Origin of the sequence: Aliiruegeria haliotis, from assembly GCF_003003255.1 — a bacterium.
In the GTDB taxonomy this organism is placed as follows: domain Bacteria; phylum Pseudomonadota; class Alphaproteobacteria; order Rhodobacterales; family Rhodobacteraceae; genus Tropicimonas; species Tropicimonas haliotis.
This window is the reverse complement of sequence record NZ_PVTD01000005.1, coordinates 129,508-151,688: the sequence shown is the minus strand read 5'-3', so window position 1 is coordinate 151,688 and position 22,181 is coordinate 129,508. Positions and strand designations below refer to the sequence as shown.

The following is a 22,181-nucleotide window of genomic DNA, read 5'->3' as shown; positions in this document are numbered from 1 at the left end:
GGCTATCCCGATGATGTCAAATCGTGTTAGGCTCCATTCCCGGGTGACCCCGCCGTCATGGCACAGTGGGGATGTGGGTCTGTGAGTTCGACGGGAGTGGCGATACCATGGAAACGAAGATCGGTCTGGCGGGGCTTGCTGTCGCTCTGGTTTTGGCGAGCGGCACCGAGGGCGTCGCAGCGACTGCGGCGATATCCTCCATTTCCGGTGGCGGTTCGTTCGGCAGCTACTACGGAGGAACCTCAGACGATGTCGTGGGCTGGGACTTCACGCTCTCTACCGATGTCACGGTCACCCACTTCGGCATCTACGACGATGGCAGCCTGAGTTCTGATCACATGGTTGGCATCTGGAATAGCGGCCAGACCCTTGTTGGCTCCGGCACCGTCGATTCCCTAGCCACCCTGATCAACGGTTTCCACTACAGCCCCGTCACCAACTTCGTCCTTGCGGCCGGGACCTATACGATCGGGGCGGTCTACACATCCAATGACGACGACAGCTACCTTTCGGGTCCGACTGTCGCGACGTCGCCGGAGATTTCCGTCGTTCAGGGGCGCTACCCGTCGAGCGGCGATCTCGGGTTCGTTTTTCCGGCAAGTATCAGCGGAAACAGTGGCCGCTACGGGGCAAACTTCCTGTACGAGATCGCTGCGGTCCCGGTGCCGGCGTCTCTGCTGTTCGGCATGACGGCCCTGGCCGGGCTGGGTGTTGCCGGGCGGCGCAAACGCCGTCGGACCTGACCCGGCGCGCGCGGCACAGCGCTCCCACCGCTCGCCCTGCTCCCGTTTGGACAAATAATCATCCAAATCCACGATCTGCCCGGCATGGGGGCCTGGTTGCGTGCGCAGAGACCTTCCGGCACGCTTCCGCAACTGCACTGCCCTGAACGACGCGTTTCCGCCGCGCCAAAGCCACGGCCCAAGGGGCGATTGCGTCCCGGAGAGCCTCGCACCGTGGTGCGGGGTCACCCAAACCCCTTCGTCTCGATCCTGACGGCTTCACCACAATGCTTGCAGTGGATCGCATCCGGGTCGTGACGTGTCAGCCCGCAATGCCCACAGCGATGATGGACCTTCGAGGGCGTGAAGATCACACTCGCCAACCGAAGGAACAGGCCAACGCCAACGACCATGATCCCGACGGCAAAAAGCTTGGCGCCCGGCGTCTTGGGCGTGAGATCGCCGTAGCCGGTCGTGGTGAGCGTGGTGACGGTGTAGTAGATCGCATCGATATAGCCTGACACGCTTCGATCGGCGTCGACAAAGAACACAAAGACGGCAGAGGTGATCACGAAGACGAAGATCACCAGGTTCAACAGCGCAACAAGCGCATCCTCCCGCAGGCGAAAAACGGGAAAGTCGCGCCGGAGGTCTCGTAGAAGATATTCCGAGTGGCCGAGGCGCACTCCCCGCAGGATCCTCAGGAACGTCAGGTCGACATGGGTGATCGCATTCAGCGGAAAGGACAACAGCACCAACAGATCGGCGATCACGTAGAGGCGACAGAGATGGCTTACCTTGTCGTCGGCGATCCAGAACCTGGCGATGAAGTCGAGCAGGATGACGACGAGCAGCAGCATGTTCACGATCAGCAAGCCCTGCCCGTGTGGCAGCGGCGTCGTGACGATGAAGTAGAGGACGGTCGCAAGGTCGAACAGGATAAGCGTGTAGCGAAACCGCACAGACCGGCTCGACTGACCGGTGTAGAGATCAACCACCTTGCTCTTCAGGCTGTTGGACATGCGGCCTCCTTGTCAGCGATCTAGAGCCCAAAGTGGCGGATCGGTCAACGAAAGCCGGTTGGTTCGGTGCAGTGGTCCCGGTCCATGATCTCCGAACCGGACAGCGCGCGCCCATTCCGGCATCGGCTTTTGCCCCCGCATCGGCCAAAAGTGGCCGATGCGGGGGTAAGCGGATGATTTTAGGTGTTTTGGCTGGTGACATCCGCATGCGCCGGGCGCATCTGCCAATTTAGGAATGACCTCCAGGACAAAGACCATGAAACCCCGTATCCGGCCACGTTTCCCCCGCATCCCCGACGCCAAGCCGGTTCGGAAGTATCGGTTCACCGACTGGGCCATGATCTGAGCCGGACACGCCCGGTCAGGTCCCCGACATCGCTGTTTCTTCTTCCCGGCACACGTGCTCTGCGCTGTGCTGCGGCGTCGCGCACCCATTGCCATTGGATCGCGAAACTGGCTTGGTGCTGGTCGCACCTCAGCCAAAGGGAGAACAGGCTTGGCCAGGTTACACGACAGCGCCGGCTACCTGATCGCGCCGCGCATTGACGATGCACGGCTGACGACGCGGATTTCCGGTGTGGATGAGGCCGGCGAACCGGTCGATGCTTCGGTGATCACCGAGCGCCCGCTGACGATCTTTCTAAACTCGCAGGAAATCGTGACGGCGATGACGATCGGGGACTACCCCGACTACCTCGCCATCGGGTTCCTGCGAAACCAGGGGATGCTGGCACCGGGCGAGGCGATCACGGGCGTCGACTTCGATGAGGACCTCGACGTTGTCGTGGTCCGCACGGAACGGGAAACCGACTACGAAGAGAAATTGAAGAAGAAGACCCGCACCAGTGGCTGTGCCGTGGGCACCGTCTTCGGCGACATGATGGAAGGGCTGGAGGATGTGCGGCTCCCGCAGGCGGAACTGCGCACAAGCTGGCTCTATGCGCTCGCCGCGAAGATCAATCGCACCCCATCGCTTTACCTGGAGGCCGGTGCGATCCACGGCACCGTGCTGTGCAGGGGCGAGGAACCGCTGGTCTACATGGAGGATGTCGGACGTCACAATGCCGTCGACAAGGTCGCCGGATGGATGTTCATGAACAGCACGGAAGCCGCTGACAAGATCCTCTATACCACCGGCCGTCTGACCTCGGAGATGGTTCTCAAGACAGCGCACATGGGCATTCCGGTACTGGTCTCGCGCTCGGGCTTCACCGCCTGGGGCGTGGAACTGGCGCAGCAACTCGGCATGACCCTGATCGGCCGGATGCGTGGAAAGCGCTTCACCTGTCTGAGCGGGGCAGAACGGCTGGTCTACGACGCCGATCTTGCCGGTGTTGCGGAGGAATCGCGCAAGCACCGCCGGAAAGGAGCCACCTCGGATGGCTGACCGCGACATCCCGGCAGTGATCCTCGCCGGGGGGCTTTCAAGCCGCATGGGTGGAGGCGACAAATGCCTTCTCGACCTGTGCGGACAGACGCTGCTGACCCGCGTGATCAATCGCATCGGTCCGCAGGCCGGTCCGATGGCGCTCAATGCCAATGGCCCGGCGAGCCGGTTTGCCGACTATGGGCTGCCCGTCATTGCAGACAGCGTCGCGGAGTTTCCCGGGCCCCTGGCCGGGGTGTTGGCAGGCCTCGACTGGGCGGCCGGGATCGGGGCAGAACGGATCGTCACAGTGGCCGCCGACACGCCGTTTTTCCCGACCGACCTGGTCGATCGCCTTGTCACCGATATCGGATCCGCACCGATCGCTCTGGCCGCGACGCCGCACCCCAAACGGGGGAGCCTGCGCCAGCCGACCTTCGGGCTCTGGTCCACCGCGCTGCGCGACGACCTGCGCGCGGCTTTGGCGGGGGGCGTACGGAAGGTCGTGATCTGGACGGATAAGCACGGCGCGGCGGACGTCCTGTTCGATGCGTCGCCCGATCCGTTCTTCAACGTCAACACGCCCGAAGATCTCGCCGCTGCCCGGCAGAGGATAGAGGCCAGAATCGAGGAATCCCGGACATGAAGCTCTTTGGGGTCACGGGCTGGAAAAACTCCGGCAAGACCGGCTTGATGGAACGGCTTGTCGCGGAGATCACGGCACGCGGGTTCCGGGTGTCGACCGTCAAACACGCGCACCATACCTTCGACGTGGACCAGCTCGGCAAGGATAGTCATCGCCACCGCGAAGCAGGCGCCGAACAGGTCATGCTGGTGTCCCGGCGTCGCTGGGCCTTGATGACAGAGCTGCGCGACAATGCGGAGCCCCCGCTTGCGGACGTGCTGGCCGGACTTGCGCCCGTCGACCTCGTGTTGGTCGAGGGCTACAAGCGCGACCGCCATCCGAAGATCGAGGCGCACAGACAGGAAACCGAGCAACCGTTGATCGCGGTGGCAGACGAAACCATCCGCGCAATCGCAAGCGACGTGCCCGACCAGATGGCCGCGAGGATGCCGGACCGCCCGGTGTTCGACCTGAACGACACCGCTGCTATCGCCGATTTCGTATTGAAGGACACAGGTCTCGCATGATCAAGCCACCGAAGCTGCGCAACGATTGCTTTGCCCTGCCGCCGGGCGTGGATTGGGTGCCGATGGACGACGCCCTGGACCGGATGCGGAGCCGGGTGAGGGCCGTCGTGGGAACCGAAAGTGTCCCCGTGGATGCCTGTGCAGGGCGTATTCTGGCCGAAGACGTCGTGGCGCGCCGCTCCAATCCCCCGGCGCCCAATTCCGCCGTTGACGGCTACGCCTTTGCCGGCCCGGCGCCGGATGGACCCGTCACCCTGCCGCTGGCCGAAGGTCGCGCGGCCGCCGGCGTCCCCTTCGACGGTGCAGTGCCGGCAGGCCACGCCATCCGCATCCTGACCGGGGCTATCCTGCCGCCCGGGGTCGATACCGTGGTGTTGCAGGAGGACACCGCCGCCGACGATCGGGACGTGGCTTTAAATGGCCCACTGAAACGTGGCGCCAATGCCCGGAATGCCGGCGAGGATGTTCAGGAAGGCGCCCGGATCCTGAGCTCAGGCAGGCGGCTGCGCCCGGCGGAGGTCGCCTTGCTGAGCGCGGTCGGCATATCCGAAGTGGCTGTGTTCAAGCGACTTCGCGTCGGCGTACTCTCAAATGGTGACGAAGTGGTGCCGCCGGGAATGGTGCCGCCCGAAGCCATGGCGGCAGGCGCGATCTACGACGCCAACCGCCCGATGCTGCTGGCTCAGATCGCCCTGTGGGGGTTCGAACCGGTCGACCTCGGTGTCGCTCCCGACCGGATAGACGGGCTTCGGGAAAAGCTCGACGGCGCGAATGTCGATGCCATCCTGACCTCCGGTGGTGTCTCGACAGGGGACGAGGACCACGTCTCGGCGCTGCTGCGCGCGGAGGGGCACATGGAAACCTGGCGGATCGCGATCAAGCCGGGGCGGCCACTGGCACTCGCTGTCTGGCAGGGAACGCCCGTCTTCGGCCTGCCGGGCAACCCGGTTGCGGCACTGGTCTGTACATTGGTTTTCGCCCGACCCGCCTTGGAGGCACTGGCAGGCGGACAGTGGTTGGAGCCGCAGGGATTCGATCTACCGGCCGGTTTCTGCAAGACCAAGAAACCCGGGCGTTCGGAATTCCTGCGCGCCCGCATTGGCGCCGATGGCCGCGTGGAGACGTTTCATTCCGAGGGATCCGGGCGGATCTCCGGCCTGAGCTGGGCCGACGGGCTGGTGCATCTTGATGAAGCGCCTCGCCAGATCTCCCCGGGCGATCGGGTCCGGTTCCTGCCCTACCGCAGTTTCGACGGCTGACACGGGACCTTTTGTCGGCCCTGGCCGCAATTGCGACCGCCACAACTGGACAATTTGACCGCCGCGAAACCGCGCCACGGTGGAGAGGCCAGTTATTCCGACCGTTGCGGATCTTTCCCCTAGGCAGAGACCGACCGGCGGCTTAACCATGTGCCATGCAGCGCAGGCGGTAGTGCACGGCAAATGAACGAAATTCTCCAGGGCATGATCGAGGCCGGACGGCTGATCGTCACGCTTGATTCCGACCTGATCGAAATCTCCCTGCGTTCGCTCCAGGTCACTGTCACCGCCGTGCTTATCTCGTCGGCCATTGGCCTGCCACTCGGCGCCTTCCTTGCGGTCAAACGCTTCCGTCACAGGCGGGCTGCCATTGCCACCCTGAATGCGCTGATGGGCCTCCCGCCGGTGGTGGTGGGCCTCGTTGTCTACCTGCTGCTGTCGCGCTCGGGGCCGTTCGGGGTCCTGGGGCTGCTGTTCACGCCGAGTGCGATGATCATTGCGCAGGTGATCATCCTCACGCCGCTCATTGCCTCCATCTCGCACCAGACGATGCGGGACATGTGGGCGGAGTATCATGACCTGCTGATTTCCCTGAACACAACGCGGCACCAGCGCATTCGCGCACTGCTCTGGGATGGGCGCAGGGCGCTTCTGACGGCCTCGCTGGCCGGGTTCGGTCGCGGGATTGGCGAAGTCGGGGCAATCATGATCGTTGGCGGCAACATCGACCACGCCACCCGTGTGCTGACCACCGCCATTGCGCTCGAAACCGGAAAAGGGGAGTTCGCCGTCGCCCTCGCGCTCGGCTTCGTGTTGATCGCGCTGGCACTGGCGGTGAACTGGGTGATCCACACATTGTCGCGCACCGAGGTGGGAGAGCGATGGTGACCCGGCCGATCCTGCCCCTGCGCCTTTCGGGCGCCGTTGCCCGGCGCAAGGGCAAGACCATTGTCGGCCCGGTCGACCTGGATCTTGGACCCACGGGCTGCACGATTGTCATGGGACCGAACGGCGCGGGCAAGACCACGCTGCTGCGCCTGATGCACGGTTTGGAGCGGCTGGCGGATGGAACCATCGACTGGCAGATCCCCGACGTCGAGGCACGGGAAGCACAGGCCTATGTCTTCCAGACGCCGGTGATGATGCGTCGGAGCGTTCTGGACAACGTGGCCTTTCCGCTGACCTTGCATGGCGTCCACCGCAAGGAAGCCCGGGACCGGGCCGCTGACTGGCTGGTGCGGGTCGGGCTGGAAGCGGCCGCCGACCGGCAGGCCACCGTCCTGTCCGGCGGCGAGCGTCAGAAACTGGCGCTGGCCCGCGCCCTGATCCGCGAACCGCAGATCCTTTTTCTGGACGAACCCTGCGCGAGCCTCGACGGCCGCGCCACACGGGACATCGAGGCCATCCTGCAAGCGGCCCGCGCAGACGGAACCCGCCTGGTGATGGCCACGCACGACATGGGACAGGCACGCCGGCTCGCCGACGAGGTGCTGTTCATACACCATGGCCGGCTGCACGACAGTGGCCCTGCCCCAAGCTTTTTTGGAAGCGCGCCAACGCCCGAAGCCCGGGCATTTCTGAGAGGAGACATTCTGGAATGAAAAAGCAGGCAATTTTTGCCATCGCCGCCCTGACCATGGGCACGGTACTTCAGGCGGAGGAGATGAAAATGGCGGTGACGACGTCCTTCCAGAACTCCGGCCTGTCGGACGTGCTGCTGCCGGAGATCAAGGCCGATCTCGACCTCGATGTTCAACTGCTGGTCGTGGGGACCGGTCAGGCGATCCGACTGGGCGAGGCCGGCGATGTGGACGCGATCCTCGTGCATTCCCGAAAGGCGGAGGAGGCTTTCATCGCGGGCGGCAACGGCACCCACCGGACGGAGATCATGTACAATGACTTCGTGTTGATCGGACCGGGCGACGACCCCGCCGGGGTTGCCTCGGCCGGAAGCGCGGCGGAGGCGCTGACCCTCATCGCGGAAGCCAGGGTACCGTTCGCCAGCCGTGGCGACGACAGTGGCACGCACAAGAAAGAGCTGTCGCTCTGGGAGGCCGCCGGGGTTGGCGAGAGCGCACGGGATGTCTCCTGGTACAAGGAGGCCGGGTCCGGCATGGGCGCGACGCTCAACACCGCTTCGGGGATGAATGCCTATATCATGTCTGACCGCGCAAGTTGGCTGAAGTTCGGCAACAAGGGCGACCTGAAGCTGCTCTTCGCCGGTGATCCCGTTCTCTTCAATCAATACGCCTACCTCCCGGTGAACCCGGAGGCGCACCCCCATGTGAAGGCGGATCTTGCAGCGAAGCTCGAAGACTGGCTGATCTCCGACCGCGCGGGCGCGCTGATCGACGGCTACACGCTGAATGGCGAGACCTTGTTCACCTTCAACGCAAAGCAGGAATAGCTTCAACGCGAAGCAGGAATAGCGCGGCACGAAAGGGGTTCGGGCGACCAGCCCGAACCACACCCGCCGCGCGTCAGCTGTCGGGCGTCAGGTGGACGGCAAATTGCTCCAGATCGGCGGCCTCGCCCTTGATGGAGCGGTACTGCTCCCGCACTCCGGCGTCGGTCAGTTCGCGCGCCACGGTCAGCAGGGTATTGGGTTCGTGATCGTCACAAAGCTCGGCCATGTGCGCGATCTCCTCCCGCGCGACGCCAAGCGCCGCCTCCACTGAAGGAGCGCCGTAGATCTCCACGAAATGCCGCGCCAATGCCTGTTCCAGCGCCTCGACTTCGGAGGGCTCCACCCGGGTCACTGCGACAAAAGTCACCCGGCCGAAGGTCTCCACCCCCAGCCAGCCATTGGAAAAGGCCTGGCGCGCCTTGCCGGTCAGGTCGGCCTCGGTCCAGTTGGAAAACTCGAACCCGCCGCTGATCGCCCATTCGCCGGTCCGGGCGGGGCTGAAATAGACATTCTGGTCGCTCTCATCGAGATGGATCGCCCGTGCGAGGTTCATCACCCGCCCCCCTGTTCCAGTATCCGGGTCAGTGGCACCAGGTCGGTGACCTCCCCGTTGCGCAGCAGCATACCGAAATCCTCGTCGGTTCCGACAAAGGTTCCGGCCAGTGTTTCGCCTTGCAAGGCAAGGGAGATATCTTTTCCGACGTCCTGCACCAACCCTTGCCATTCGGCGTGAAGCGGTCGGTTGCCCTCGTCCAGCATCCGGTTGACCCAAAGCAGAGTGTGCCGTGCCCATGCCTCCAGAAGCGTGACGGAATCCACCTCCACGCATCCTTCCTCGTAGAGCCCGGTCGCATCGGGCGAAGCGCCGGGCGCCTCCGGGTCGGGAGGGATCAGTGAAAGCTCGAGGCCAACCACGATCCAGTCCGGTTCCGCCGCCGGGTCATCGGTCGAGGCTGCCACACGCAACCGTCCGCAGGAGGCACCATTGACGAGTATCCCACCGCTCCAGTGCAAGTGTACCGCGACCTCCGGCGGCGCCAGCGCCCCAAGGGCGTTCTGGAACCCGACCCCGCAGGCAACAACCACAGAAACCGCCTGCGACAGCGGCATCTCCGGGGCAAAGACGATCGCCGCTCGCAACACGTCTGCGCCGTGGTTGTAGACCACCAGCCCCGCGTCGCAGCCAAGCATTGCCTGCGTACAGGCCTTCGCGAAGGGATCCGCTGGCCCGTAAACCGCCAGCCCGTGGAACAGCGGCGGAAAGACCGGCGCCGGCGCGTCGCTCATGCGTTGCCTCCGTCAATCAGCGTGCGGGCGATCTGGCGGAATGCACCGGATTGCGGCGCCTGCGGGTTGGAGACGACAATCGGCGCACCGCCGTCCGCGGCTTTCCTGATCTCGATGGCCAGCGGAACCTCGGCAAGTAGTGGGACGCCGAGCTTCTCGGCCTCCGCCTGAACACCACCATGTCCAAAGACATGCTCCTCGTGCCCGCACTGGCTACAGACATGGGTCGACATGTTCTCGATCATCCCCAGCAGGGGCACGTTCAGTTTCTGGAACATGTCGATTCCCTTGCGCGCATCCAGCAATGCGATGTCCTGCGGGGTAGAAACCACGATTGCGCCGGTCACCTCCGCCTTCTGCGCCAGCGTCATCTGCACGTCGCCGGTGCCGGGCGGCAGATCGACCAGGAGCACGTCGAGCGCGCCCCACTGAACCTGTGTCAGCATCTGCTGCAACGCGCCCATCAGCATCGGGCCGCGCCAGACGACCGCCTCCTCCTCGCGCATCATCAGTCCGAGCGACATCATCGTCACCCCGTGGTTGCGCATCGGCAGGATCGTCTTTCCGTCCGGCGAGGCCGGGCGGCCGGACACGCCCAGCATCCGCGGCTGCGACGGGCCATAGACATCGGCATCGAGCAGTCCGACACGGCGCCCCTCGGCCGCGAGGGCAACGGCAAGGTTGGAGGCGACGGTCGACTTGCCGACGCCGCCCTTGCCGCTCGCGATGGCCACGATCCGGTCAATCCCCGGGATCTTCTGCGGCCCCTGTGGCTTCGCGGCGCCCTTGGGTTTCAGATCCGGCGGCGCGGAGGGCGTGGTATGCCCGGTCATCAGGACAGACACGGTGTCAGCCCCCTCCAGCGCCTTCACGGCGGCTTCGGCCTCGGCCTGAACCGCTTTCATCGCCTCTGCCTGCGCCGGGTCGATCTCAAGCACGAAACGTACCGTCCCGGCATCGACATTCAGCGCCCGAACCATCCCGGCAGAGACGATGTCCCCGCCCTGGGGAAGGGCGATGCCCTTGAGCACCGCCAGCACGTCATCCCGTTGCAGCGCCATTCACTCACGCCCCTCGATCGTGCCGTTCACAACGTGTTCCATTTCGAGACCATCGATGGAGATCACCGCCTTGATCTCGAAGGATTTTCCGGCGGTCACGTCCGACCCGGCTTTCCGCATGGCATCCTCGATGGCCTGCTGCGATGTCACACCCACCTGCTTGAGGAATTTCCGCATGCTCATGTTGAAGTCGTCGCTCATGGCGCACCCCTTTCCCTTAACTGCCGTATTGACCGAACCTCTCGGCACACCCTAACGTCGAAGGCTATCGCCTGCGAACAGGAGGGCGCCACGCCATGAGACGTTCCGCCAGTTACCTGCTGATTTCTGTCGCGTTGCTTCTTGCCGCCATGGCACCGCTTTCGGCCCAGGACAAGCGGCTGCATATCGCGGCGCCGGCGACCCTTGTCGAAACCGGGTTTCTGCGCCACCTGCTGCCGCGGTTTTCCCTGAAGTACGGCATCCCGATCACGGTGGTCGCACCGGGCGAGTCTGCCGATGCGGCCTTCACCGACACACCGGACGGCACGCCGGCCTTCGCCAGCGGTGACACGACCTGGCATCTCACGATTCCTGCGGCCTCCACGGCCAATCCGCACCTGGCGAAATTCGCCGACTGGCTGGGCTCCGATATCGGGCGCAATACCGTCACCGGCTTCGCCGGCCCGCCGGCGTTCAGTGCCGACTTTGCCCGGATCGTCGAGACCGCGGCGCCGATCCTCGACGGAGATCAGGAACGCGGCGCGGAGCTCTCGCTTGTTCATTGCGGCCGCTGCCATGTCATCGGAGAGATCAACCGGATGAACGGCGTCGGTTCTACACCGTCCTTCGCCGTGATGCGCACTTTCAAGGATTGGAAACGGCGCTTCTCCGAGTTCTACGCGCTGAAGCCCCATCCCTCGTTCACACAGGTGACCAACGTCACCGAACCCTTTGCCGATGGAAAGGCGCCGCATATCAGCCCGGTCGAGATCACCCTTGAGGAAATCGAAGACATCGTGGCGTTTGCAGCCAGCGTCGCGCCGGCCGATCTCGGGGCACCCATCCAGCATCAGTGATCCCGACGCTTGGAAAAGTAGTCGTCCGTGGTCCGCACACGCGGTCGCTCCCCTGCGGCGAATGGATTGTTCTCGCTGTGGTACTGCGCCTGCACCCGGCAGTCGTCACACATCCGGATCATCCGCGCCGCATCGCCCGTGGCAAACATGCTGTGTTTGCCCTCCAGCTTGGCGGCGATCTTCTCGATGGTTGATTTCACACCGAAAAGCTTGCCGCATTCGACACAGGCCGCCGGTTCTTCCTCGTGCAGGACCTTCTGGGAAAGCGCCGCGTCCGACAGGTCCATGCGGGGCGCCAGGGTGATTGCGTCCTCCGGGCAGACATGGGCGCACAGACCGCATTGCAGGCAGGCATCTTCCTGGAAACGGAGTTGCGGCATGTCGGGGTTGTCGCCAAGCGCGCCCGCCGGGCAGAGCGAGGCACAGGACAGGCAGAGCGTGCAGGCCTCGGTATCGACCAGAACTGCCCCATAGGGGGCATCCTGTGGCAAGGGCAGCGGCTGCTCGGCCCCGGGATGAAGTGCCTGCGCCGCGAGTCGTGCCACCTGCCGGCGGCTTCCTAGTGCCAACACGGGTGTTTCGACCGGCGCACCGACCTCTCTTCCGTAAACGGCATCGCACAGCCCCGCCGGCTCGATCGGGTCGAGCAGACGCAGCCTGTCAGGGGAATCCGCAAGCGCCTGTGCCAGCGTCAGTTCCCGCTCCAAAGCCTCCCGCTCTGTCTTCGGGTTGACCAGGATGTCGACAGCGGCAAAGCCACAGGCAAGGGCCGCCAGCATCTCCGCATGACCGAAGCCAGAAACCCTTTCGAGGTCCATTGGGATCACGTCCGCCGGAAGCCCCCGTTCGAACCGCGCCGCAAGCGAGATCATCTCGGCGCCGTGCTCGCGATCATGAACCAGCAGCCGCGGCGCCTTGCCACCCGCATTGCGGAAACTCTCCGACAATGTGCGCATTCGGCCAAACAGGAACGTAGCAGACGGGTCGTCGTAGGTAATGGCACCCGACGGACACAGCGCCGCGCAGGCTCCGCAGCCCGCGCACACAAGTGGATCCACCACGACATGGTCGCCCGCAGGCGATATCGCCCCGGTCGGGCAGATATCTAGGCAGTTTCGGCAGCCCTCCTGCCCGGCTCTTGAATGCGCGCAAATCAACGGGTCCAACGACAGGTAGAGCGGCTTCTCAAAGGTCCCGACAAGCTGTGCAGCCTCGGCAACGGCACGCGCCACGGCGGCCGGGCTCCCGGGATCGGCACGCAGGTAGCCGTCCCGTTTCTCCGGCGCAGGGAACAGCGGGGCGGTGCCCGCCGGGCGCAGGTCCAGGATCACGTCGCAGGCACTGCGGGCCCCACTGCGCGGCTCCCCGAAGCGAAACGCGCCGCGCCCTCCGGGCTCCACCTGGCGCAGGTTGTCGATGCCGATGTCGAACTTGCCCAACGCGCCGGCGGCACTTCGCAGCCGGCCCGATATCACGTCGAAACCGCGCTGCAATGGGGGCTCCTGCCCCTCGTCGATCAGGAGCGTCACACCCATCGTCATGCACAGATCGACAGCCGCGCTCAGCGCCGCCTCGCTGCCACCGATCACAAGGCAGATCCCTTCAGAAACGATGTCAAAGGTCTTGACCGGTGGTGGCACGAGCAGCGCATCCGAAAGCAGGGCTGCCATCTTCGGCGCGGCGGCATCGCCCTCGTCCGACCATCCGGCCCGGTCCCTCAGGTCGACAAATTGGGGCGTTTCCACTCCGAGATCGGCGGCAAGCTCTTCGAAACGATCCTGCTCTTGGCCGCAGGCAACAATCGTATCGCCCTCCTGCAACAGCTCCGCGACCCGAGTGATCTCGCGGGTACAAAGTGCCGTCCCCGACCCCACGCACCGCACGCCATCCAGCCCCTCGAAAGCCTTTGAATCGATCGACTGGCTGTCCAGACAGCTACATGTAATCAAGGATTTAGCCATCATGTCCTCCCCACTGGCCGCAGGGCATCCACTGCCCGTTCGCTCGCTCCCGGCATATCACCTAGTCACGATTCCCAAGGCAGGTAAAGACGAAACAGCCATGTGCGAACGGGGTGATTCGGTTTCGAAATCGCCGCCATACCCGATGGTTTTAGTCGCATTAGGTCCGGAGTGGACATATCGTCCAAACCCTTCCGTCACGCTCTACACGGACAGCCATTTTGTCCAATCGCCCGCGATGATCCGACAAAATTCCTGCCATCGGGAAGAATTGGCTTGGGTTTTGAGCAGTGTCGGGCTGAAATGAGGCAAGGGCGCCGCCAATGAAACCAGAACACAGGCGCCTGACCGCTGGGGAGGACCACGACAGCATGCGACCACCGCAGGTATCGCTGCCTTTGGGCATCGTGATCCGGAAAATGCCAGGCGTGACACGTTGGGCGCGCTGGAGTTGGAAGGCTGTCGGCATATTGCCCGGCGCCGGACCGGCGGATTGGCATGAAATGCGCCGGGACGGTGACGCGGTAGAGTACCATGCCGCAACGGTGCAACTCGAACTCTATGCCTCCGACACTGAAGCCTACCTGACGGGCCTCTCTGCCCGCGTTCCGTCGATCGGCGTGGTGATGCGGGATGCAACCGATCCCGACGCGGCGGAGGATGTGGAGGTCGTTCTGGCCACCGCATCGCCCTACGAGACGCAGGACTACCTCGACAGTGGTGAGGAAATTGTGGAGTTGGTACCGATGCCCGAAGGGCTGGTGGCGCTGATCCGCGATTTCGTCGATGCGCATCACGAGGACGAGGTCTTCGTAAAGCGCCGTCGCGACAAGAAGCGGATCGACGCGCAGGAAGACGGCGTCGGCGACGCCCGCATTCCGCAATTGACCGACGTCTACCGCTCGCCCGGCTCCCAGAAGCGGAGGGTGTTGCATTGAGCGCGCGTCAGGATTTCTGGTCCCGTCGAAAGGCCGCGGTCGCCGCTGAGGCGGAGGCAGAGCAGCGCGCCAACGAGGCGATGCAGGCGGCCGAGGAACAGGCCCTCCAGGAAGAGAAATCCGACGCGGAAATCCTTGAAGAACTGGACCTGAAGGATCCGGACCTGCTTGAACCCGGCGACGACTTCTCCGCTTTCATGAAAGCCGCGGTGCCCGAACGCCTGCGCCGCCGCGCGCTGCGCAAGCTCTGGCTGACCAACCCGACCCTGGCGAACGTCGACGGATTGGTCGACTACGGTGAGGATTTCACCGATGCCGCAACTGTCGTCGAGAACCTTCAGACCACCTACCAGGTCGGCAAGGGCATGTTGAAACACATCCTCGAAATGGAGCGGCAAGAGGCCGCCAAGCAATCGTCCGAAGAAGACCCCGTCGACGCCGAGGAAACGATCGAGGTTGCAGGAACCGACGAAACGCAACAGGCCGAGCCGCAGTTCGCAGATACACCCCGCCCGGAAACACCCGCCACGCAGTCCGCTGGAACGGAGGCCGAGGACACCGATCCCGCGCCGACCCGCCGCCGCATGCGCTTCGAATTCACCTGACGTCCGAGGAAAACCCGCCGAAATGTCCGCCGCCACCGATATCGCCATCGCCGAAGAAGACCGCCTCCGCGCGGATCTCTACGATTTTCTCAGCGCCCTGCTTGCCTTCCCGCCCAGCAAGGACCTGCTATCGCGGGCAGCGTCGCTGTCTGGCGACGACACGGACCTCGGCGGAGCAATCTCAGGCCTGGCGCGCGTAGCAGGCGCGGTGAAGGCCAAGGCGGTGGAATCGGAGTTCAACGCGCTTTTCATCGGTCTCGGCCGCGGGGAACTGTTGCCCTATGCCAGCTACTACATGACCGGTTTCCTCAACGAGAAACCGCTCTCCAGCCTGCGCCAGGACATGGCAGCGCTGCATATCGCCCGCGCGCCGGACGTTTTCGAGCCGGAAGACAACATCGCAAGCCTCTGCGGAATGATGGCCGGGCTGATCACCGGCCGCTTCGGCGAGCCAGCATCGCTCGAGCGTCAGAAGGGTTTCTTCTTCCGTCACATCGCGCCCTGGGCCGGTCACTTTTTCAGTGACCTCGAGGGCGCTCAGAATTCGATCTTCTACGCCCCTGTCGGCACCACCGGCCGGGTCTTCATGGAGATCGAAGCGCAAGCTTTCCGCATGAGCGGCGAGTGAAACTGCAACCGGCCGCAACCATGGCCCACAACAAGGAGCAAGCAAAGTGAGCAAGCCAGCCGAAGACAAGGCCACCCGCCGTGACTTTCTGAAAGTCGCCGCGGCCTCCGTCCCGGCCGCCGCTGCTGCGACCGTTGTTTCGACCGAGGCCCAGGCCGATGTCGCGATCGACGAGAACCGCATGCAGGACACCGCGCATACCCGCGCCTACTACGACAGCGCCCGGTTCTGATGCGTTTCGGCTGTCCGTGATCACCACGGACCGAAATGCGAACCGGACACTGACATCCCGCCCGAAGGCGACTGGTTGCGTGACGCCCGACTGCCCGAGGACACCCGAACACTTACCAAGCAAGCCCTGACTTCAGGGCAGCAAGGGAGGCAACAACATGCTTAGGAAAAAGACCAACGGGGTTGCGCGACGCCCCCAGCGGACAAGTATCCTGACGTCGGCGGCTGAAAAGTCTGTCGACCGCCGCACATTCCTGCGCGGCTCCGGTCTGGCCATTGGTGGCCTGGCTGCAATCGGCGCCTCTGGCGGCATGGTCAAGAAGGCCAGTGCCCAGGAAGCCATGGACGGCGCCGTCAAGAACGTGAAATCCGTGTGCACGCACTGCTCCGTCGGCTGTACGGTCGTCGCAGAAGTGCAGAACGGCGTCTGGGTCGGGCAGGAACCCGGCTGGGACAGCCCGTTCAACCTCGGCTCGCATTGCGCCAAGGGCGCAGCGGTCCGCGAGCACGCCCACGGAGAGCGCCGGCTCAAGTACCCGATGAAGAAAGAGGGTGGCGAGTGGAAGCGCATCTCCTGGGAGCAGGCGATCAACGAGATCGGCGACGGGATGATGCAAATCCGAGAAGAGAGCGGACCTGACAGCGTCTACTGGCTCGGCTCGGCCAAGCACAACAACGAGCAGGCCTACCTGTTCCGCAAGTTCGCCGCCTACTGGGGCACGAACAACGTGGACCACCAGGCCCGGATCTGCCACTCCACCACGGTTGCGGGTGTTGCGAACACATGGGGCTACGGCGCCATGACCAACTCCTACAACGATATCCACAAGTCCAAGGCGATCTTCATCATCGGCGGCAACCCCGCCGAGGCGCACCCTGTCTCCCTCCTGCACGTGCTGCGGGCCAAGGAGCAGAACAACGCACCGCTGATCGTCTGCGACCCGCGCTTCACCCGCACCGCGGCCCATGCCGACGAATACGTCCGCTTCCGCCCGGGCACCGACGTGGCGCTGGTCTGGGGCATCCTCTGGCACATCTTCGAGAACGGTTGGGAGGACAAGGAGTTCATCCGCACCCGTGTCTGGGGCATGGACCAGATCAAGGAAGAAGTTGCGAAATGGACCCCCGAAGAGGTCGAGCGCGTCACCGGCACCCCCGGTAGCCAGCTCCGCCGCGTGGCCCGCACGATGGCCAACAACCGCCCCGGCACCGTGATCTGGTGCATGGGTGGCACGCAGCACACCAACGGCAACAACAACACCCGCGCCTACTGCATCCTGCAACTGGCCCTTGGCAACATGGGCACCAGCGGTGGCGGCACCAACATCTTCCGCGGCCACGACAACGTGCAGGGCGCGACGGACCTTGGTGTCCTCAGCCACACCCTGCCCGGCTACTACGGCCTGTCGGGCGGCGCCTGGGCACACTGGGCCCGCGTCTGGGAAGAGGATCCGGAGTGGCTTGCCGGCCAGTTCGACAAGATCACCGGCGCCGATGGCAAGGAAAAGTCGCTTCAGAACCTGACCGGTATCCCGGTCTCGCGCTGGATCGACGGGATCCTTGAGGAAGCGGACAACATCGACCAGCCGAACAATGTTCGGGCGATGGTGCTCTGGGGCCACGCGCCCAACTCGCAGACCCGCATGACCGAGATGAAGACGGCGATGGAGAAGCTCGACATGCTTGTCGTGGTCGATCCGTTCCCGACGGTCTCGGCGGTGCTGCATGACCGCACGGACGGTGTCTATCTGCTGCCCGCCTCGACACAGTTCGAGACACGCGGCTCGGTGACCGCCTCCAACCGGTCTTTCCAGTGGCGCGACCAGATCATGGATCCGCTCTTCGAGAGCCTTCCCGATCACGTCATCATGGCCAAGTTCGCCAACAAGTTCGGATGGGCTGATCGTTTCTTCCGCAACATCGAGATGGAGGACGAGGAGACGCCGAGCATCGAAAGCGTGACCCGCGAATTCAACCGCGGCATGTGGACGATCGGCTACACCGGGCAGGATCCCGACCGGATCAAGTCCCACATGGCGAACCAGCACACCTTCGACCGTACAACGCTTCAGGCCATCGGTGGTCCGAATGACGGCGAGTACTACGGTCTGCCATGGCCATGCTGGGGAACGGCGGAGATGGGTCATACCGGCACGCCGAACCTCTATGACATGTCCAAGCCGGTGGCAGAGGGTGGCCTTACCTTCCGCGCCCGCTTCGGCGTGGAACGCGATGGCGACAACCTGCTGGCCGAAGGCGTCTACTCCGTCGGCTCCGAGATCCAGGACGGTTACCCCGAGTTCACCTACCAGATGCTGGTGGACCTGGGCTGGGATGCGGATCTGACTGACGCAGAGAAGGCCGAAATCGCCCGCGCCGCAGGCATTCCGGAGTTCCAGAAGGGCGCCAAGGAAGTGGGCGAGGCCGGCATGTCGCCGTTCCCGTCGGACTTCAACGACAAGGCGGCCAAGGTCAACTGGAAGACCGACCTTTCGGGCGGTATCCAGCGGGTCGCGATTGCCCACGGCTGCGCGCCGTTCGGGAATGCCAAGGCCCGGGCCGTCGTGTGGACCTTCCCGGATCCTGTCCCGGTGCACCGCGAGCCGCTCTATACGCCGCGGCGCGACCTCGTGGCCGACTACCCGACCTACGAGGACCGGAAGTTCTATCGCCTGCCGACGATGTACGCATCGATCCAGAAGCAGGATTTCTCGAAGGACTATCCGATCATCCTCACATCCGGTCGCCTGGTCGAATACGAGGGCGGTGGCGACGAGACCCGGTCGAACCCCTGGCTGGCCGAACTCCAGCAGGACATGTTCGTCGAGATCAACCCGCGCGATGCCAACAATCTTGGCGTGCGTGACGGGGCACAGGTCTGGGTCGAAGGTCCGGAAGGAGGAAAGGTCAAGGTCATGGCAATGGTGACACCACGGGTCGGCGAGGGCGTAGCCTTCATGCCGTTCCACTTCGGCGGTCACTTCCAGGGCGAGGACCAGAGGGCGAAATACCCCGCTGGCGCCGATCCCTACGTGCTGGGCGAAAGCACCAACACTGCGCAGACCTATGGCTACGACTCGGTCACACAGATGCAGGAGACCAAGACAACTCTCTGCAAGATCACGGCAGCCTGAGGAGGAATGAAGAATGGCTAGATCCAAGTTTCTCTGCGACGCCGAGCGCTGCATCGAGTGCAATGCCTGCGTCACGGCCTGCAAGAACGAGCATGAAGTCCCCTGGGGCATCAACCGCCGTCGCGTGGTGACCATCAATGATGGCAGCCCCGGCGAACGCTCGATCTCCGTGGCCTGCATGCACTGCTCTGATGCGCCGTGCATGGCCGTCTGCCCGGTGGATTGCTTCTACCAGACCGAAGAAGGTGTGGTGCTGCACTCCAAGGACCTCTGCATCGGGTGTGGATATTGCTTCTACGCGTGCCCCTTCGGTGCGCCGCAATACCCGCAGGCGGGCAATTTCGGGTCGCGCGGCAAGATGGACAAGTGCACCTTCTGCGCCGGTGGCCCGGAGGAGACCCACTCCAATGCGGAGTTCTCCAAGTACGGGCGCAACCGGATCGCCGAGGGCAAGTTGCCCCTCTGCGCGGAGATGTGCTCGACCAAGGCCCTGCTCGCCGGCGACGGCGACGTGGTCTCGGGCATCTACCGCGAACGCGTGGTGGCCCGTGGCTTCGGCAGCGGCGCCTGGGGTTGGGGCACGGCCTACGACCAGAAGGGCGGCTGATCCGTCCGATATCAGACCGGGAGAGCGCATGGCGTGCGCTCTCCCCACTCATCCGACCCAACAGGAAAGGGGCGCTCGCTCCTTCCCGTCTCCGGTGCACCGCACCGGGGGCACTCAGCGATTTCCAACCGGCCGGGCGTTCCGCCTGTGCCCCGATTGACCGAGTGAGTACCAAATGGCCGACCGAAAGAGCGGATTTGCCGTCTTCCTGGCTCTGAGCGTGGCGCTGATTGCCGCCGCGTTCCTGTTTTCGACACCCGCGCCGGACCCCGACGCAGTGGACGAAACCACACTCACGGCCGCGAGAGAGGCCACCGGCGGAGCCCAGACACGCGAATCGATCATGGCCCGCCAACGCGGCGAGACCGTGGATCTCGACTTCCGGCGCGAGGATGTCGGCGACCCCAATCGGGCGAAGGCGGCAACTGATCAACTCGGCACGCTGGGCGGCGTTTCGGACGCGGAAATGTTCCGCGCCCTGCGCTACAATACTGCCGATATCACCACCAGTGCCCGCAACCCTGCCGCCGACGTGATCATCCAGGATGGTGGCATGTGGTGGCTGCAACTGCGCGAGGACGTGCTTGGAAAGTACGGAGGCTGGTTGCTCATGGGCATGATCGCCCTGTTCATTGTAGTTTACGCGCTTTTCGGCCGCGTCCCGATCGCCGGTGAGAAAACCGGCCGGACCATGCTGCGGTTCGGCGGCTTCGATCGCTGGATGCACTGGACGACCGCAGGGTCTTTTATCCTGCTTGGCCTCACCGGGCTGGTCTCCATGTACGGCCGGCAGTTCCTGATCCCCGTCATGGGTCTGGAAGCACATGCAACGCTCGCCCTCTGGTCGAAGCTGATCCACAACAACGTCTGCTGGGCCTTCATGATTGGCGTGGTGCTGATCTTCTTCAAATGGGTTGCCTACAACATCCCCAACTGGAACGACGTGAAATGGATGCTGGTGCTCGGCGGGCTCTTCAACCACGACATCCATCCTCCCGCCGGAAAGTTCAACGCCGGACAGAAGCTGATCTTCTGGTCGGTGATGTTCCTGTCGGTCTGCGTCGTGGCCACCGGGCTCAGCCTGTTGATGCCATTCCGTGCACCCGTATTCGAGGGGCTGTTCGGCTGGATCAACTCTTTGGGCATGTTGCCACTCGTGGGCCTCGCCGACCTTCCCGCAGCTCTCTCTCCGCAGCAGGAAATGCAGTACACGCAACTGGCCCACGCCGTCTTTGCCTTCCTCTTCATGGCAATGATCATCGGCCACATCTACATCGGCACGCTGGGCATGGAGGGCGCATTTGACGCGATGGGTTCCGGCTATGTCGAAGAGCAATGGGCCAAGGAACACCACTCCATCTGGTATGACGAGATGAAGGCCAAGGAGGCGGAGGCCCCGAACGGGACCGCCGCCGCACCGGCCGAGTGATCCGGTGATGCGGGCGGCGCTTGCCCTGGCCCTGTTCCTGCCGGCGGCAGTCCAGGCCGGTGAGTTCTTCACCCTCAAGGGTCATGGCGGGCCAATCAAGGGCATCGCCGTGTCCCCGGAGGGCGATGCCATCCTGACGGCAAGTTTCGACAACTCGCTCGGGCACTGGCTTCACGGCAAATCTGCATGGCTCGAAGCGCATTCCGCAGCCGCAAACACTGTTCGTTTCGTGAACGAAACGCAGGCGATCTCTGCCGGCGACGACTTTGCGCTGTACCTCTGGGACCTGAGGACAGCCACGCCGCGCCTGCTCGGTCACCACAAGGGAAAGGTGCTGTCGCTTGCGGTGAGTACCGATTCCACACGCGCCGCATCCGCCAGCTGGGACGGCTCTATCGGCCTCTGGGATCTCGCCGGGGATGGCGCGCCACGCTTCCTCACAGGCCATACCGCCGGGGTAAACGACGTCGCCTTTGCCACCGATGGAACGACGCTCTATTCCGGCAGTTCGGATGGATCGATCCGGACCTGGGATGTCGAAACCGGAACACAGACAGGGCAGCTCCTGAACAACGGCTTCGGCGTCAACACGCTGGTGCTGAACGAGGCCGCCGGATGGCTGGCCTATGGCGCCGTGGATGGCGTGACCCGGATTGTCGACCTCGCCACGGGCGAACAGATCAAGGACCTGACCCTGGAACGTCGACCGATCCTTGCCATGGCTGCGGACCGCAAGCTGTCGCGGCTCGCGATCGGGGATGGAGAGGGCTACATCTCCGTCATCGACACCGCGACCTGGAGTTTCATTGCCGACTTCCGGGCGACGCTGCGCGGTCCCATTTGGGCGCTGGCCTTCTCAGCCGATGGGGAAAACATCCACGCCGGCGGACTTGACGATGCGATGTACTCGTGGCCCGTCGATGGCACCGACGACGCCCCGCGGATGGTCCAGCAGGACCGCACGTTCCTGCGCGGCGCCGAAACCGCCAGCAATGGCGAGCGACAGTTCAACCGCAAATGCTCCATCTGCCACGCGCTCGGACCCGATGGAGAGCGCCGCGCCGGTCCCACGCTCCACGGGCTCTTTGGGCGCCCCGCAGGCAGCGTGGACGGCTACTCCTATTCCGAAACCCTCGAAAAATCCGACATAATCTGGTCCGCAGACACCGTTGACGCGTTGTTCGATCTGGGTCCGGATGTGTATATTGAGGGAAGCAAGATGCCGATGCAGCGCATCACCGGGGAAGAAGACCGCTCTGACCTGGTGGAGTATCTGCAAGAAGCGACACGACCAATGACAGAGGACTGAGGCCC

The 22,181-nt window shown here is 64.0% G+C and carries 23 protein-coding genes; 17 read left to right on the top strand and 6 right to left on the bottom strand.

Going from position 1 to position 22,181, the window contains the following annotated elements; all coding sequences use genetic code 11:
• The first annotated feature begins 107 nt into the window (after positions 1-107).
• Positions 108-743: a VPLPA-CTERM sorting domain-containing protein gene (locus tag CLV78_RS13760; RefSeq protein ID WP_106205409.1), complete on the top strand. Its 636-nt coding sequence runs from the start codon at positions 108-110 to the stop codon at positions 741-743.
• Positions 744-967: 224 nt separating this feature from the next.
• Here the strand turns inward: CLV78_RS13760 and CLV78_RS13755 are convergent, their stop codons facing one another.
• Positions 968-1,744, bottom strand: a complete 777-nt coding sequence (locus CLV78_RS13755) for a potassium channel family protein (protein ID WP_106205408.1) — start codon at positions 1,742-1,744, stop codon at positions 968-970.
• Positions 1,745-2,240: 496 nt separating this feature from the next.
• Here CLV78_RS13755 and fdhD point away from each other — a divergent pair, with 496 nt between their 5' ends.
• The 7 genes from fdhD (at position 2,241) to CLV78_RS13720 (ending at position 7,928) form a co-directional block, all read left to right on the top strand.
• On the top strand, positions 2,241-3,131 hold the full coding sequence (gene fdhD / locus CLV78_RS13750) for a formate dehydrogenase accessory sulfurtransferase FdhD (protein ID WP_106205407.1): 891 nt from the start codon (positions 2,241-2,243) through the stop codon (positions 3,129-3,131).
• The gene (gene mobA, locus CLV78_RS13745; RefSeq protein WP_106205406.1) at positions 3,124-3,756 is read left to right on the top strand and encodes a molybdenum cofactor guanylyltransferase MobA; all 633 of its coding nucleotides are present in this window, start codon (positions 3,124-3,126) and stop codon (positions 3,754-3,756) included. The genes fdhD and mobA overlap by 8 nt, the downstream gene beginning before the upstream one ends.
• Complete coding sequence (gene mobB / locus CLV78_RS13740) at positions 3,753-4,262, top strand: molybdopterin-guanine dinucleotide biosynthesis protein B (protein WP_106205405.1); 510 nt, start codon at positions 3,753-3,755, stop codon at positions 4,260-4,262. Before mobA ends, mobB begins: the two co-directional genes overlap by 4 nt.
• On the top strand, positions 4,259-5,521 hold the full coding sequence (locus CLV78_RS13735; protein ID WP_106205404.1) for a molybdopterin-binding protein: 1,263 nt from the start codon (positions 4,259-4,261) through the stop codon (positions 5,519-5,521). Before mobB ends, CLV78_RS13735 begins: the two co-directional genes overlap by 4 nt.
• A gap of 183 nt (positions 5,522-5,704) precedes the next feature.
• A complete protein-coding gene (locus CLV78_RS13730; RefSeq protein ID WP_106205403.1) occupies positions 5,705-6,409 on the top strand; it encodes an ABC transporter permease in 705 nt (234 codons plus the stop codon).
• The gene (locus CLV78_RS13725; RefSeq protein WP_106205402.1) at positions 6,403-7,122 is read left to right on the top strand and encodes an ATP-binding cassette domain-containing protein; all 720 of its coding nucleotides are present in this window, start codon (positions 6,403-6,405) and stop codon (positions 7,120-7,122) included. Before CLV78_RS13730 ends, CLV78_RS13725 begins: the two co-directional genes overlap by 7 nt.
• Positions 7,119-7,928 carry an ABC transporter substrate-binding protein gene (locus tag CLV78_RS13720; protein WP_106205401.1) on the top strand — a complete coding sequence of 270 codons (810 nt, stop codon included), beginning with the start codon at positions 7,119-7,121 and terminating at the stop codon, positions 7,926-7,928. Before CLV78_RS13725 ends, CLV78_RS13720 begins: the two co-directional genes overlap by 4 nt.
• Before the next feature lie 73 nt (positions 7,929-8,001).
• On the opposite strand, the gene CLV78_RS13715 is transcribed toward CLV78_RS13720, so the two are convergent.
• Genes CLV78_RS13715 through CLV78_RS13700 form a run of 4 tightly spaced genes read right to left on the bottom strand, consistent with a single transcriptional unit; the run spans position 8,002 to position 10,477 of the window.
• Positions 8,002-8,481 (bottom strand): DUF6505 family protein, encoded by a 480-nt coding sequence (locus tag CLV78_RS13715; RefSeq protein WP_106205400.1) that lies wholly within the window; start codon positions 8,479-8,481, stop codon positions 8,002-8,004.
• On the bottom strand, positions 8,481-9,215 hold the full coding sequence (locus CLV78_RS13710; protein ID WP_106205399.1) for a biotin/lipoate--protein ligase family protein: 735 nt from the start codon (positions 9,213-9,215) through the stop codon (positions 8,481-8,483). The genes CLV78_RS13715 and CLV78_RS13710 overlap by 1 nt, the downstream gene beginning before the upstream one ends.
• Positions 9,212-10,276 carry an Mrp/NBP35 family ATP-binding protein gene (locus tag CLV78_RS13705; protein ID WP_106205398.1) on the bottom strand — a complete coding sequence of 355 codons (1,065 nt, stop codon included), beginning with the start codon at positions 10,274-10,276 and terminating at the stop codon, positions 9,212-9,214. The genes CLV78_RS13710 and CLV78_RS13705 overlap by 4 nt, the downstream gene beginning before the upstream one ends.
• On the bottom strand, positions 10,277-10,477 hold the full coding sequence (locus CLV78_RS13700; protein WP_106205397.1) for a DUF6494 family protein: 201 nt from the start codon (positions 10,475-10,477) through the stop codon (positions 10,277-10,279).
• Positions 10,478-10,572: 95 nt separating this feature from the next.
• On the opposite strand from CLV78_RS13700, the gene CLV78_RS13695 reads away from it, so the two are divergent.
• The gene (locus tag CLV78_RS13695; RefSeq protein WP_106205396.1) at positions 10,573-11,334 is read left to right on the top strand and encodes a hypothetical protein; all 762 of its coding nucleotides are present in this window, start codon (positions 10,573-10,575) and stop codon (positions 11,332-11,334) included.
• Here the strand turns inward: CLV78_RS13695 and CLV78_RS13690 are convergent.
• Complete coding sequence (locus CLV78_RS13690) at positions 11,328-13,295, bottom strand: 4Fe-4S binding protein (protein ID WP_106205395.1); 1,968 nt, start codon at positions 13,293-13,295, stop codon at positions 11,328-11,330. The genes CLV78_RS13695 and CLV78_RS13690 overlap by 7 nt on opposite strands.
• Positions 13,296-13,666: 371 nt before the next feature.
• Here CLV78_RS13690 and CLV78_RS13685 point away from each other — a divergent pair, with 371 nt between their 5' ends.
• From CLV78_RS13685 to CLV78_RS13650, 8 genes are all read left to right on the top strand, one after another.
• Positions 13,667-14,233, top strand: a complete 567-nt coding sequence (locus CLV78_RS13685) for a DUF3305 domain-containing protein (RefSeq protein ID WP_106205542.1) — start codon at positions 13,667-13,669, stop codon at positions 14,231-14,233.
• A complete protein-coding gene (locus CLV78_RS13680) occupies positions 14,230-14,838 on the top strand; it encodes a DUF3306 domain-containing protein (RefSeq protein ID WP_106205394.1) in 609 nt (202 codons plus the stop codon). Before CLV78_RS13685 ends, CLV78_RS13680 begins: the two co-directional genes overlap by 4 nt.
• Positions 14,839-14,860: 22 nt before the next feature.
• Complete coding sequence (locus CLV78_RS13675) at positions 14,861-15,466, top strand: TorD/DmsD family molecular chaperone (RefSeq protein ID WP_106205393.1); 606 nt, start codon at positions 14,861-14,863, stop codon at positions 15,464-15,466.
• A 46-nt stretch (positions 15,467-15,512) separates the two neighbouring features.
• Positions 15,513-15,698 (top strand): ubiquinol-cytochrome c reductase iron-sulfur subunit N-terminal domain-containing protein, encoded by a 186-nt coding sequence (locus CLV78_RS13670; protein ID WP_106205392.1) that lies wholly within the window; start codon positions 15,513-15,515, stop codon positions 15,696-15,698.
• A gap of 157 nt (positions 15,699-15,855) precedes the next feature.
• Positions 15,856-18,831 carry a formate dehydrogenase subunit alpha gene (locus CLV78_RS13665; protein ID WP_106205391.1) on the top strand — a complete coding sequence of 992 codons (2,976 nt, stop codon included), beginning with the start codon at positions 15,856-15,858 and terminating at the stop codon, positions 18,829-18,831.
• Between the two features lie 13 nt (positions 18,832-18,844).
• Entirely contained in the window at positions 18,845-19,438 is a 594-nt protein-coding gene (gene fdh3B, locus CLV78_RS13660) for a formate dehydrogenase FDH3 subunit beta (RefSeq protein WP_106205390.1), read from the top strand.
• A 175-nt stretch (positions 19,439-19,613) separates the two neighbouring features.
• Positions 19,614-20,867 carry a formate dehydrogenase subunit gamma gene (locus CLV78_RS13655; RefSeq protein WP_106205389.1) on the top strand — a complete coding sequence of 418 codons (1,254 nt, stop codon included), beginning with the start codon at positions 19,614-19,616 and terminating at the stop codon, positions 20,865-20,867.
• Positions 20,868-20,874: 7 nt separating this feature from the next.
• On the top strand, positions 20,875-22,176 hold the full coding sequence (locus CLV78_RS13650) for a c-type cytochrome (RefSeq protein WP_106205388.1): 1,302 nt from the start codon (positions 20,875-20,877) through the stop codon (positions 22,174-22,176).
• Positions 22,177-22,181 lie beyond the last annotated feature (5 nt).